Annotated in this window: 12 protein-coding genes and 1 tRNA gene; 6 read left to right on the forward strand and 7 right to left on the reverse strand. The window is 58.3% G+C overall.

Annotated elements, in window-relative coordinates; all coding sequences use genetic code 11:
* Window positions 1-84 precede the first annotated feature (84 nt).
* Both AC2FIS_RS03345 and AC2FIS_RS03350 read left to right on the forward strand, forming a co-directional pair.
* Window positions 85-2,127: an ASKHA domain-containing protein gene (locus tag AC2FIS_RS03345; protein ID WP_496771947.1), complete on the forward strand. Its 2,043-nt coding sequence runs from the start codon at window positions 85-87 to the stop codon at window positions 2,125-2,127.
* Between the two features lie 25 nt (window positions 2,128-2,152).
* The gene (locus AC2FIS_RS03350; RefSeq protein ID WP_496771948.1) at window positions 2,153-3,010 is read left to right on the forward strand and encodes a class I SAM-dependent methyltransferase; all 858 of its coding nucleotides are present in this window, start codon (window positions 2,153-2,155) and stop codon (window positions 3,008-3,010) included.
* A 66-nt stretch (window positions 3,011-3,076) separates the two neighbouring features.
* On the opposite strand, the gene AC2FIS_RS03355 is transcribed toward AC2FIS_RS03350, so the two are convergent.
* From AC2FIS_RS03355 to AC2FIS_RS03370, 4 genes are all read right to left on the reverse strand, one after another.
* Window positions 3,077-3,150: transfer RNA gene (locus AC2FIS_RS03355), tRNA-Gly, on the reverse strand.
* 386 nt (window positions 3,151-3,536) lie between these two features.
* Entirely contained in the window at window positions 3,537-4,598 is a 1,062-nt protein-coding gene (locus AC2FIS_RS03360) for a methyltetrahydrofolate cobalamin methyltransferase (RefSeq protein ID WP_496771949.1), read from the reverse strand.
* Between the two features lie 9 nt (window positions 4,599-4,607).
* Complete coding sequence (locus AC2FIS_RS03365; RefSeq protein ID WP_496771950.1) at window positions 4,608-5,534, reverse strand: methylenetetrahydrofolate reductase; 927 nt, start codon at window positions 5,532-5,534, stop codon at window positions 4,608-4,610.
* A 26-nt stretch (window positions 5,535-5,560) separates the two neighbouring features.
* Window positions 5,561-5,857, reverse strand: a complete 297-nt coding sequence (locus tag AC2FIS_RS03370; protein ID WP_496771951.1) for a virulence factor — start codon at window positions 5,855-5,857, stop codon at window positions 5,561-5,563.
* Between the two features lie 241 nt (window positions 5,858-6,098).
* Here AC2FIS_RS03370 and AC2FIS_RS03375 point away from each other — a divergent pair, with 241 nt between their 5' ends.
* Window positions 6,099-7,211, forward strand: a complete 1,113-nt coding sequence (locus AC2FIS_RS03375; RefSeq protein ID WP_496771952.1) for a Ppx/GppA phosphatase family protein — start codon at window positions 6,099-6,101, stop codon at window positions 7,209-7,211.
* A complete protein-coding gene (locus AC2FIS_RS03380; RefSeq protein ID WP_113790239.1) occupies window positions 7,211-7,927 on the forward strand; it encodes an RlmE family RNA methyltransferase in 717 nt (238 codons plus the stop codon). Before AC2FIS_RS03375 ends, AC2FIS_RS03380 begins: the two co-directional genes overlap by 1 nt.
* Window position 7,928: 1 nt before the next feature.
* On the opposite strand, the gene AC2FIS_RS03385 is transcribed toward AC2FIS_RS03380, so the two are convergent.
* From AC2FIS_RS03385 to AC2FIS_RS03395, 3 genes are all read right to left on the reverse strand, one after another.
* Complete coding sequence (locus AC2FIS_RS03385) at window positions 7,929-8,117, reverse strand: hypothetical protein (protein WP_496771953.1); 189 nt, start codon at window positions 8,115-8,117, stop codon at window positions 7,929-7,931.
* Window positions 8,118-8,214: 97 nt separating this feature from the next.
* Window positions 8,215-10,116, reverse strand: coding sequence for a multiheme c-type cytochrome (locus tag AC2FIS_RS03390; RefSeq protein ID WP_496771954.1), 1,902 nt, complete (start codon window positions 10,114-10,116; stop codon window positions 8,215-8,217).
* Window positions 10,113-10,979 (reverse strand): YihY/virulence factor BrkB family protein, encoded by an 867-nt coding sequence (locus AC2FIS_RS03395; RefSeq protein WP_496771955.1) that lies wholly within the window; start codon window positions 10,977-10,979, stop codon window positions 10,113-10,115. Before AC2FIS_RS03395 ends, AC2FIS_RS03390 begins: the two co-directional genes overlap by 4 nt.
* 178 nt (window positions 10,980-11,157) lie before the next feature.
* Between AC2FIS_RS03395 and AC2FIS_RS03400 the strand changes: the two genes are divergently transcribed.
* Window positions 11,158-12,243, forward strand: a complete 1,086-nt coding sequence (locus tag AC2FIS_RS03400; protein WP_058271701.1) for an AI-2E family transporter — start codon at window positions 11,158-11,160, stop codon at window positions 12,241-12,243.
* 3 nt (window positions 12,244-12,246) lie between these two features.
* On the forward strand, window positions 12,247-13,359 hold the full coding sequence (locus tag AC2FIS_RS03405; RefSeq protein WP_496771956.1) for an acetoin utilization protein AcuC: 1,113 nt from the start codon (window positions 12,247-12,249) through the stop codon (window positions 13,357-13,359).
* The last annotated feature ends 71 nt before the right edge of the window (window positions 13,360-13,430 follow it).

Raw genomic sequence — 13,430 nt, forward strand, 5'->3', positions numbered from 1 at the left:
ACGTGCCGCTGAATGGCCTTTCCCTTTGCGCACAAACCCATATCTTGCCGGGCATACGCGCGAATACAAAAGGCAGGCCAAAAAATGACCACCGACCCCCTTGTCGTCTTTACGCCCTCGGGCAAACGCGGGCATTTCCCCGTGGGCACCCCGGTTCTGACCGCTGCACGGCAGTTGGGTGTGGATCTGGATTCGGTCTGTGGCGGCCGCGGGATTTGTTCGAAATGTCAGATCACACCCAGCTATGGCGAGTTTCCTAAACACGGCGTAACCGTATCCGAGGACGCGCTGAGTGAATGGAACGCGGTCGAACAGCGTTACGATGACAAACGCGGCTTGAAATCGGGCCGTCGTCTGGGCTGTCAGGCGACAGTTCAGGGCGACATCGTGATCGATGTTCCACCCGAAAGCCAGGTCCACCGTCAGGTTGTTCGCAAGGCCGCCACCGCGCGGGCCATTACGATGGACCCGGCAACCCGGCTGTATTTCGTGGTGGTAGAAGAGCCCGACATGCATTCGCCAACAGGCGATCTGGAACGGCTGGAACGCGCGCTGCGCGAGCAGTGGAACATTGACGCCATCACCGCTGATCTTTCGCTGATGTCCAAGCTGCAGCCCGCCCTGCGCAAGGGCAAATGGGAGGTCACTGTTGCCCTCCACAAAGGCCACAAGGATGAAGTGGCGCGCGTGGTCGAAATCTGGCCCGGATTGCATGAACATGGGCTTTATGGTCTGGCCATCGACCTTGGCTCGACCACAATCGCGGCTCACCTGACCGATATGGAGACCGGCGAGGTCAAAGCGTCCTCGGGCCTGATGAACCCGCAGATCCGCTTTGGCGAAGACCTTATGAGCCGCGTTTCCTATTCGATGATGAACCCTGGCGGCGATCAGGAGATGACCAGGGCCGTGCGTGAGGCGATCAACGATCTGACCACCTCAATCTCTGAGGAAGCAGGGATTAACTCCGAACTGATCGTGGAAACGGTGTTCGTCTGTAACCCCGTGATGCACCACCTGCTGCTGGGTCTGGACCCAGTTGAGTTAGGTCAGGCCCCCTTTGCTTTGGCGACCTCGGAAAGCATGTCCCTGCCCGCGCGTGAGATGGACCTGACAAATATGAACCCGCGCGCACAGGTCTATATCCTGCCCTGTATTGCGGGCCATGTCGGTGCTGACTGCGCCGCGGTGGCACTTTCAGAAGAACCGGGAAAATCCGAAGACCTTGTGCTGATCGTGGACGTGGGCACCAACGCTGAAATCCTGCTGGGCAATACCAGCCGCGTCTTGGCGTGTTCTTCGCCCACCGGCCCGGCATTCGAAGGCGCGCAGATCAGTTCCGGCCAGCGTGCCGCACCCGGCGCTATTGAGCGCATCGAAATCGACCCTGTAACCAAGGAACCGCGCTTTCGCGTGATCGGGTCCGAAAAATGGTCCGACGAGGAAGGTTTCGATCAAGAGATTGCCACAAGCGGCATCACAGGCATCTGCGGCTCGGGCATTATCGAAGCGGTCGCCGAAATGCGCATCGCCGGGCTTTTGGACGAGAGCGGCCTGATCGGGTCTGCAGACCAGACCGGCACCGCACGTTGCGTCCCCGAAGGCCGCACCCACGCCTATCTGATCCACGATGCCAGCGCCGAGGGCGGTCCGCGCATCACGGTTACGCAGGGCGATATCCGCGCCATCCAGCTGGCCAAATCCGCGCTCTATGCCGGTGCGCGCCTGTTGATGGATGAAATGAACGTCGACACGGTGGATCGCGTTGTGCTGGCCGGGGCGTTCGGCGCGCATATTTCGACCAAGCACGCGATGGTTCTGGGTATGATCCCCGATGCGCCCTTGAACAAAGTCTCAAGTGCCGGCAACGCGGCTGGTACCGGCGCGCGGATTGCCTTGTGCAACATTGGTGCCCGGTCCGAGATTGAGCGTGTCGTACGCGAGATCACCAAGGTCGAAACGGCCATCGAGCCGAAATTTCAGGACCATTTCGTCGCCGCAAATGCCATCCCGCACAAGACGGATCCGTTCCCGGAATTGGCGCAGGTGGTCACTCTGCCCTCGCCCTCCTTCAATGCCGGTGGCGGAGAAGAAGGCTCTGGTCGCAGACGGCGCAGGCGGTCATAGTCACCCCTGACACGAGGGAGACGACATGCAGATCGCAAACGAGGAACAGGCTGAGTACTGGGGAAAATCTTCGTCCGGAGCCAAATGGCTGACCTATGAGGACCAGTTGGATCAGCTGATGGCCCCGGTCCTTGATCTGGTGCTGGAACGTGCTGGGTTAAAACCCGGCATGCGTGTTCTGGATATCGGCTGTGGTACGGGTGCAAGCGCGATCGCCGCCGCAAATGCCGTGGGGCTAGAAGGCCACGTTCTGGCTGCAGATGTCTCGCAGCCATTTCTGGACCGCGCATCGGCACGGGCATCCGATGCCGGATCGCAAAACATCACCTTCCAGTTCGCCGACGCCCAGACCTACGCCTTTGAAGCAGCGGACCGAGACGCCATGATCTCGCGATTCGGGGTCATGTTTTTTGAGGATACGGTTGCCGCCTTTGCCAACATGACCCGCGCGCTAAAGCCCGGCGGCACGATGACCTTTGCCGCCTGGGGACCATTGCCCGGCAACCCATGGTTCCGAGTACCTCATATAGCGGCCACGGAACGGCTGGGCACGCCGCCCAAGGTCGACCGGAATGCACCGGGCCCCTTGGCGTTTCATGATCGTGAGCGTGTTACCGGGTTGCTGGAAAAGGCAGGTCTAAGCAATATTCGCGCCGATTCTGTTAACCTGATGTTGGACTTTCAAGGCTCTTTGCTGGATTGCGCCGCCTTGTGTACCCGTGTTGGCCCCGCCGCCCGTGTTATTACCCATTTCGACGGTAAACCCGAAGACGTGACTGCGATCCAACACGCCGTCGCCGAAGCGTTTCACCCCTTTGCCAAAAATGGTGCGGTGCACATCCCGGCTGATATCAACCTATTTCAGGCGCGTCGCCCGGAGTAAATGACCACAGACGCAACCACGCCCAAAGCGCTGATTTCTAATCTTTTCCGATGACAAACTGAGTTCTGGAGCGGGTAGCGGGAATCGAACCCGCGCGTTCAGCTTGGGAAGCTGACAGGCTACCATTACATCATACCCGCCGCGTTTTTCACCGATATCACCAGAGGCTTATCGACTTCAAGAACCCATCATTGGAAAAGCGGCATCGCCTTGTTCCGTCCTGACACACACCAACCTTCGAACAGGACAACGCACCTGGTTCCGTTAAATAGAAATATCTTCTGCCTCAACGCCAGTTGCGCTTGCAGATCGACCAGCCCCTCGAAATATTCATTTTTCCCAAACGCTTGCTTAAGTCAGCGTCTACCTGTGTTGGAGGACAATGTTAGCTCATCTTCGTACCTGACGAGTATCGCGATATCGCCACTAACATAGCGATCTTGTCAGGTTCCGGCGGCGATCAGCATCAATACGAAAAAAGGCCGGACACATAGTCCGGCCTTTGTTCACTGGAACAATGATTGGATCAGGCGCGACGACGACGCCCGCCACCGCGACGGCCACCAACAGCGCCCGCTGCGCCGGCCTCTTCCGGGGATTTGTTGAACCGGATCCATTCACCACCATGCGGGTCATTATTGGTCAGCAGGTTGGCGGCACGGATGGCTTCCATTTCCTTACCGGCACGCGGTTTGGTCGAACCCAGACCGAACAGCTGACAGAAGGTTTCGTCATCCATGTCCGCAGGCAAAATGATCCCCTTGGCTTCGACCTCGGCCTTTTTCTCGGCCAGCTTTTTGGGACCCACAGGCAGCGCTACCGGGTTCATAATTGCCGACGTCATGCCTGCGCCCATTGCCATCGGCAGGAACGCATTGTTGATCCCGTGGCGGTTTGGCAGACCAAAGGACACGTTCGAAGCACCACAAGTGGTGTTTACGCCCAGTTCTTCGCGCAGGCGACGGACCAGCGCGAAGACCTGCTGACCGGCGGTTGCCATCGCGCCGATGGGCATCACCAGCGGGTCAACGACGATGTCATGCGCCGGGATGCCGAAATCGGCGGCCCGCTCAACTATCTTCTTAGCCACTTCGAAGCGCACATCGGGATCTTCCGAAATACCGGTGTCATCGTTCGAGATCGCAACAACCGGCACATTGTATTTTTTGACCAGCGGCAGAACCAGTTCCAGACGATCTTCTTCGCCGGTGACCGAGTTCAGCAACGGACGGCCCTCGGCAGCTTCAAGACCAGCTTCCAGAGCGCCGGGAACGGACGAGTCGACGCATAGCGGCACGTCAACCAGACCCTGCACCATCTCGACGATCTTGCGCATCAGTGGCGGTTCAGTCTCGTTCGGGTTGGGGTTCGAGTTGTAGACAACGCCTGCGTTGATATCCAGAACGGTTGCACCGGCCGCAACCTGCGCCAGCGCGTCTTTCTCGACGGTTGAGAAATCGCCGGCTTCCAGCTCGGCCGCCAGTTTCTTACGGCCCGTCGGATTGATCCGCTCACCGATCACGCAGAACGGTTCGTCAAAGCCCAGGACGGCAGTTTTTGTTTTTGATTCTACGACTGTACGCGTCATGTCCGTTCCTTAGGAGTTTACAGGCTTTGCCGAAGCGCCGCCGTTATTGATGGCCCAGTTGGCGTTGGTCTTGATGCCGCCAAGCGGGAAGAAATGTACGTTGGTGATGTTGAAATCCGGGTTGGCCGCTTTGTGGTCGGCCAGTTCGGTGATCACATCGGTCGGCTCATAAGGCAGCAGCAGCTTGGACACATCCATCGCACGCTTTTGCAAGACCTTCAGCGACGGGCCAACGCCGCAGGCGATGGCGAACTTGATCAGCGTCTGCAGCTTGGCCGGACCGGCGATACCGATATGGACTGGAATATCGATACCAGCTTCTTTCAGACTGTCGGCCCATTCGATGATCGGTTTGGCTTCAAACGCAAACTGCGTTGCCAGCGCCATTTCGGCATCCGTGGTCTCGCTGAATTTTTGCTTCCAGCGCAGCGCGTCGTCGACATTCTTGGTCGAGCCGTCGGGGTCGATATCCTTGTTGCCCTCTGGATGGCCCGCGACGTGTAAACGCTTGAAGCCCGCCTTGTCGAACAGACCGCTTTCAAGCAACTGCATCGAGCTGTCGAAATCGCCGTGTGGGTTGGTAACACCACCGGCCAGCAGCAATGCCTGATCTACACCCGCTTCGCCCTGATACATGGAAATCCAGTTTTCCAGCGTCGCCGCATCCTTGATGATCCGCGCAGGGAAGTGCGGCATCACTGGATAGCCTTCGTCAGCGATCCGCTTGGCGGTCTTGACCATATCCTCGATCGGAGTGCCTTCGATATGGGCGATGTAAACGCGCGTACCTTCGGGCAGCAACGCGCGGAAATCTTCGACCTTTTCGGCGGTGCGCGGCATCACCTCAATCGAATAGCCTTGCAAAAAGGCTTCGACGGTCGGGTTTACAGGGCCGTTTTCGACCGCATCACGTTTCTTGAAGTTCAGCAAAGCCATTGCGGCCTCCCATAGATGTCTCGGGCTCATGCCCAACCGTCATTGGCGATCAGGGCTTTGATGCGGTCCTGATCGTATTCCGTTTCCAAACGCGTGGCTTCGGCCTCGGCAATCTCGGACGGGTCGCCGTCGACTGCAAAGGGAGACGCCTTGCGCCATTCGGCCAGATAAGCATCGCTGTCCTTGGCGTTCACCTTCATGGCCGCGCGGTCGATGGCTTGTTCGAACCGTTCCTCTAATTGCCGCTTTGCGCCACGACGGCCTTTGCCGACGATGACTTGGGCGGGAATATCGCGCCAGTAAACAATGGTGACGTCAGGCATTGCGTTTGATTCCTCCTAACCAGATGGACTGGTTCTAAACGTCTATGTGGGGGCAAGTCGGTCGATTTTCGACACACGGCGCATTTCCAGCGACGTTTTTGCCCACGATGAGATACCGGGGTTGTAACGAAGACTGAACCAATCGCGCATATCAAAATTCTCATCACTTTAATGAGCGTCTTGCACGACGCAGGCCCGCGACCTATGGTCGGGGTAACTCGAAAATCGGAGGGCGTTCAAGATGGCGCCCAAGCGTCCCAAAGGTGCGGGCGCGTTCCCGAAGGCGGTCGAAAGCCCCGCGCCGGCAAGACCCGATCCAGATGCGTTATATGCGGCGCTGGATTTGGGAACCAATAGTTGCCGCATGTTGATAGCCCAGCCCAAGGGCAGCGGCTTCCATGTGGTCGACAGCTTTTCCAAATCCGTGCAATTAGGCGCGGGTTTGGAACGGACCGGACGGTTGTCCCGGTCCTCGATGGCGCGCACCATTCAGGCGCTGCGCATCTGTCAGCAAAAGCTGAAACGCAACAAGGTCAGGCGGATGCGTCTGGTCGCGACCGAGGCGTGTCGGCGTGCGAAAAACGCGCGCGAATTCATCCGGCAGGTCAAACGCGAAACCGGACTGACGCTCGAGATCATCCAGCCCGAAGAAGAGGCGCGCCTTGCCGTGATCTCCTGTGCACCGCTGGTATCCACCAAGACCGAGCAGTTGCTGGTCGTGGATATCGGCGGTGGGTCGACCGAACTGGTGTGGATCGACATCTCATCCGTACCGCGCCGGGACCGTCCGGCCGCGATCATGCGGCTGCACCATGGGTTTCACACGACTGACAGCCCCTTCCCTGCGGCAAAAGTCGTCGACTGGATCAGCGTACCCCTGGGTGTTGCAACCCTGCGCGACCAGTTTAACGACGTCGAAGATGACTCCGCTCGCTTTGCTCTGATGAGTTGGTTTTTCGAAGAAAACCTCGCCGATTTCGCGCCTTACAAGGACGAGCAAGCCCGCCTTGGGTTCCAGATCGTCGGCACCAGTGGCACGGTTACAACCGTTGCGGCCTCGCACCTTGGGCTCAAGCGCTACGACCGGACCAAGGTCGATGGTTTGCGCATGACCAGCGATCAGATTGACAAAGTCATACGAGGGTATCTAGAACTCGGCCCTCAGGGTCGCCGACGTGATCCCCGGATTGGGGATGACCGGCAGGCGCTGATCATGTCCGGCTCGGCCATTTTGCAGGCGCTGTTAAGATGCTGGCCTACCGACCGCCTTTCCGTGGCGGACCGGGGGCTGCGCGAAGGCTTGCTCTATGCGCAGATGAGCGCGGACGGCGTACTGGAAGACGGACCGTTCTGATGGCGAAGACACCAAGTGGCAAAAACAACTCGGGGCGCGGGCAGCGTGACCTGAAAGTCAAGGTAAAGACTGCACGCGGGCGTAAGCTCAGCTCGACCCGTTGGCTCGAGCGGCAGCTGAACGACCCCTATGTGAAACGTGCGCAGGTCGAAGGGTACCGTGGGCGTGCAGCGTTTAAGATATTGGAGCTGGACGAAAAGTACCGGTTCCTCGTGCCGGGTGCACGTGTCGTCGACTTGGGCTGTGCGCCGGGTGGATGGTTGCAAGTCGCGGTCAAACGAGTGAACGCGCTGGGCGAACGTTCCGGCAAACGGATCGGCACAGTTCTGGGTGTCGACCTGCAAGAGGTCGAACCGGTCGCAGGTGCCGAGGCACATGTGCTGGACTTCATGGAAGACGATGCCGACGACAAGGTCAAAGAGTGGCTGGGCGGCAAGGCTGACGTGGTAATGTCCGACATGGCCGCGTCGGCATCTGGGCACAAGCAAACCGACCACATGCGCATCATGGCTCTGTGCGAAACGGCGGCCTATTTCGCCTTTGACGTTCTGGAAGAGGGCGGCACGTTCGTTGCCAAGGTTCTGGCCGGTGGCGCCGAGGGCGATCTGCAGAAGCTGCTGAAGCAGAAATTCGACAAGGTTGCGAATGTAAAACCACCCGCGTCGCGCTCGGACAGTTCCGAGAAGTTCGTGGTCGCAACTGGGTTCCGCGGCTGACTCAATCGTCCAGAGAAATCCGGTCCTCGGTCAGCACCTGTTCGCGCAGTGAAGCGGCGGCAATACCTTGCAGCAGCAACGCTTGGCCGTGATTGATGTATTCCGGTGGTCGGGCCCGCAATTCCTCGATCCGTTGCGACAAAGCCAGTGGCTTTTTCAGCTTGGACGTGTGGACCGGTTTGAGAAACATGTGTCACCTATAAGCTGGGGCAATTCTTGCCTCAGCTTGATCGGTAACTATGAAATTTGCCGGGAAAATGACGGAAACCGGGCCAAGCCGTGCCGTTTCAGCGGCCCAGTTGTTGTTTCAACTGCAAAAGGTTCGGGTCTTCTGGGATGATCTCTAATCCCTGCTCAAGAACATCGCGCGCGGCCTGAGGCCCGCGGTTGATCTGCGCCAGTTGCACCAGCATTGGCCAGGCTTCGGCGCGTTGCGGGTCCAGCGCAACGACCTCTTGAAACGCCCGCTCGGCAGCTGGAGCATTGCGGAACGTCAGGGCCATACCGCCAAGCACGAGATGCGTTTCAGGAAAATCCAGACGGTTGGAAATCGCCGACTGCCACTCGGACATGCCCTGCCCCGACAATTGCTGTTGTTCCGCAGTCAGAGCCTGCGGCGGAATGTTCAGAAACTCTTTTGCCGCCGAAATGCGGACGTTTCGCAACGGGTCGGACAGCAGCGGCTCAAGCCGTTGGATTTGATCGGGCAAGCTGGCCTGACGCTGCAACGGCGCTGCGTTTGCGCGAACCAGAGCGTCCTCGTCCACCAACAGCTCTGCAGTTCTGGCCGCCACGTCGGCAGATCCATAAGGTTGCAGCAGATAGGCAGCCGTGGCGCGCACGATGCCGGGTTGATTAGGGTCGGTTGCGATGTCCAGTAGCTCGTCTGGCCCATCCGCGCGACCAAGCGTTGCTGCCTGAAAGGCCGATCCAAAATGCGGTTCTCGATGCGCGCTGTCCGGAAACCAGCCTTCGATCTGCTGTGCGGCCCATGTCTGGTCCTGATCTGAATGGCAATCCGTACAGGCATCCTGTCCCAGCCCCAAATCGGGACGAGGTACACGGAAACTGTGATCGCGCCTGCCGTCGACACCCATATAGACACGCTCGATCATGTGGCAGGACTTGCACTGCGCACCCTCGCTATTCTCTGGGTGATTGTGATGTTCCGGCGCGTCGTACTCTTTGGCAGCCAGAGTTGGAAACCTGGGATTCGCGGCAGGCGAGTGACACTGCGTACACACCCCGTTTCCATCTGCCCTCAGACTCGCGCTATGCGGCTCGTGACAATCCATGCAACCCACGCCGCGGTCATACATCTTGGATTGCAGGAACGAGCCGTACACATAGACTTCATCCAAAATCTGACCGTCCGGGTGGTACAACCCCGGACGCAGGACCGCCAGATTGTAGGCGTCATGATAGGGCGTTCCGGGCAGCGGGTTGCCATCTCCATGCGCCTCACGACGGGAATGACACCCGGCGCATTGCTGAATCTCGGCCTCGGTCTGTCCCTTACCCCAATCCATCAGGAACCCGGTGTCGCCCAGACCCTGCGGCAGGCTTTGCCCCCCGACCCAATCGATATGCGCAGAACCCGGGCCATGGCAGCTTTCGCACCCTACCCCGATCTCGGCCTGTACCGAGTCGTATGTTCTGGTTTCAGCGTAGTACTGTTTCTCAAAACCGGTCGCGTGACATTCCGCACACCGCGCATTCCAGTTCTTGTAGGGTCCGGTCCAGTGCAACCCGTCATCAGGGGGTAACTCCTGATCTGGATAGAGGTGAAACCACTGCTTGTTCTCGGTATCCCAAACAACATCGAAACTCTGCAACCGGCCGGGTTCTGTTTCGAACAAGTATTGCTGCAACGGCTCAATGCCGACGACGGAATGTACGCCGTATTCCGTGGTCACCCCGTCCTTTTCCGTGACTTTTGCGCTCAGCGCGCCTTCGGTGTCGGTGAATTCCACTGACATCCCGTCATGGTCGAACCGCGTTCCGTCAAAATCGGCAACAACAGGCCCGTCTTTAACCTCAGTCCAGGCCAGCGCGTGGTGGGATTTGGACCATGCCGCCGCCTCGTCCTTGTGGCATTCGGCACATTGATCCGACCCGACATAGGCCGGAGACTGGCCAAAGGCGGCCACAGGCACAAACAGCCCGACACACAACGCCAGAAATTTCACTGAGAACCCCGATCCAGATTGTCTTCCAGATCCATCAAAGCGCCGTTGTATTCGGCACCAAGGATCAGAATTGCCGCGCACAGGTACAAAAAGATCAGCGCCGCCATGACGCCAGCCAAACCCGCATACGTGGCGCTGTAGCTGGCAAATTGCGCGATGTAGATCGAGAACCCCCACCCACCGGCCGCCCACAAGGCCAACGTCAGAACAACGCCAGGCAGGATTTGCATCAGCCTGTGCCGCCGCGTTGGCAGGATCAGATGCGCCAACAGGACAGTGCCCGCCGGAACCGCAACCGTGAAAGTCCAGCGTAACCTGTCTACGGACAACCAATCCGAGACGTTCACATCAGTCTTCTCGGTTACTAGTTGGGTGTAGGCGGGCAAAACAACTTCGACCGCGGCAATGGCCAGAATGGCAACGCCACCAACGATCACCAGCCCCAGGCACAGCAATCGGGTTTTCCAGAACGGCCAGACGTCCCTGTCGTGATATGCCTGGTTCATGGCCGCGCGAACCGCCAGGACACCGTTTGAGGCGAAGAAGATCGCCAAAAGACCACCCAGCGTTATGACGCCCGACCCGGATTCCTGCAGGACGGCCCGCAATTCAGCCACGATTGGCCCCGCGACGTCTTTGGGCCACGCCCCAAACACAAGCTCAATCAGTTCGTCGGTGACATAACCCTGGGACAACGACCCCGCCAAAGCCACTGTGAACAACACAAATGGAAACAAGGCCATCATCAGGGACATGGCGACGTGGCTGCTCATCACGAACCCGTTTTTGTTGTTGAACCGCACTACGGCCAACCACAGGGCTTGAACCGGTCTACCAACGAAAGGAATCACACGTGCGCTCATGCGCACAGCCTAACCCGCCTCGGCTTTGCTCTGAAATGGCAAATCCCTTCAGAACGTAAATTATCTCGCCCAAATGTTTGGGCACATTGCAGAATCTTGCCCAGCGGTGCAGGATCATCTTCCAGAGCGACCACCAATCGTTGTAACGTGCCACGCGGCATCACAGGCGGGCTAAGCGATGACTTTGGAACCTGATCAGAACACGGGCGGCCCGCGGCTGAGGCTGTCGGTTGTACGGGACACGACAATTGTTGCCACACTGATTGTGCTGGGACTTTACGCGGGCTCAGCATTCTTGATCCCGCTGACCATGGCTTTGTTGATCAATGTTTTGATTATCGCGCTGAGCGACCGGGTAATCTCGATGGCACGGGTGCCCGTCTGGCTGGCCAACATCGCCGCAGTCACAGTTGTTTTGGCTGGCTTGTTCGTGATCATGTACATCCTCGGCAGCCAGGCGACGCAGTTCGCCCGATCCATCAGCACATATGAAACCCAGTTCGACGGTGCCGTGAACCGGGTCACGGGGCTGGTTGGCAATGACGTCACCACGTTTATCCGTGACAATCTGGTCAGTATCGACATGTCCTATGTCGCGCGCGTGTTGCTCAGCAGTGCAACATCGCTGCTGAACCAATTTTTCCTGATCAGCCTGTACGTGGCCTTTCTGATGGCCGAGCGTCTGGCGTTTCGCAAAAAGATACAACTGGCTGCGGGCAATCCCGAAACCGGGGCCGAATTCACCACAATTCTGGATGCGATCACCGACAGCCTGCAGCGTTATGTCGGGGTAAAAACCTTCATCAGCCTAGTCACGGCAGGCATCAGTTACTCGGTCTTCAAGGCGCTTGGGCTTGAATACGCCGAAACTTGGGCCGTGCTGACTTTTGCGCTGAACTTCATCCCGTCTATCGGTTCGATCATCGCCGTAATCTTTCCGGCCATGATTGCCCTCGTTCAATATGAAACGATCGGGCCTTTCCTGATCATCGTTTTCGGTTGCGGCACCATCCAGTTTCTGATCGGCAATTTTGTTGACCCTGCCTTGCTGGGCCGGTCGCTGAACATGTCTACGTTTCTGGTGATCCTCGCGCTAACGTTCTGGACAACCGTTTGGGGGCTGATCGGTGCATTCCTGAGTGTTCCTTTGACTGTCTGCATTCTGATCATCTTCAGCCACATTCCTGCCCTTAGGCCAGTGGCTATTCTGATGTCTCTTGATGGCCGCCTTGGTGATGACAACGCACCCGCACGGACCCAATAATCTGTGCAAAACCCGATCTTCATAGGGTCCGAGATCTATCGCCATTCGACCTATGGTTCAAAACACCCGCTGGCTATCCCGCGCGTCTCCACCGTCATGGACCTGTGCCGCGCGCTGGGCTGGATCAATTCGGAAAATTACAGGGTCAGCCCCCGCGCAAAACCCGGCGCGCTGCACCGCTTTCACACGCCGGACTACATAGATGCGCTGCAGGCCGCGGAAAGAGCTCAAAGCGTCTCGGATGATGTACGCTCGACCTATGCGCTGGGCACGCTGTCCAACCCGGTATTCCCAGAGATGTACAGACGCCCCGCCACTGCGGCCGGAGGATCAATGTTGGGCGCTGAACTGATCCGCGATGGCGGCATCGTTTACAACCCTGCGGGCGGAACACATCACGGCCTGCCCGACCGTGCCAATGGGTTTTGTTATCTGAACGACCCGGTTTTGGCGATCCTGACACTGTTGCGAATGGGCCTGGACCGGATTGTCTACGTCGATATCGACGCCCATCACTGCGACGGGGTCGAGGCCGCCTTTCAGGGTTTGGAAACGGTTCGGATGATTTCCATTCATGAAGCCCGACGGTGGCCGTTCACCGGCAAGCTTGATGATGATGCAGGCGGCGCGGCGTTTAACCTTCCGGTGTCCAGAAACCTCAACGATGATGAATTTGGCGCCATTCTCGACCAGCTGATCCTGCCCGCGGCTGAGGCCTTCAAACCGCAAGCCCTTGTCCTGCAATGCGGCGCCGATGCGGTTGCCGAGGACCCGCTGTCGCGCCTGGCGCTGTCCAACAATTCTCACTGGAAGGCCGTCGCTGCACTGAAAGGTCTTGCGCCCCGCGTTCTGGTCCTGGGCGGGGGCGGATACAACCCGTGGTCGGTTGGCCGGTTGTGGACTGGTGTTTGGGCCACCTTGAACGACCTCGACATCCCCGAAGTGCTGGAGGCAGACGCGCAAGCCATCCTCGACGCATTGACCTGGAACCGGGCAGCTGGCCGAAATCCTCCGATTAACTGGCTTCGAACGCTGCGCGACGCGCCAAATCACGGACCTATCCGACCAGAATTGAAGGAAGATTTGCGCCGTCTGACTGGGCGGATTTCACAGTAGATCGGCGAAATAAAGGCTGCTAACATACCGCTGTTACGACACATTTTCTAATTACTGCACAAAATCACAAA

Source organism: Ruegeria sp. CDSB113, from assembly GCF_059611045.1.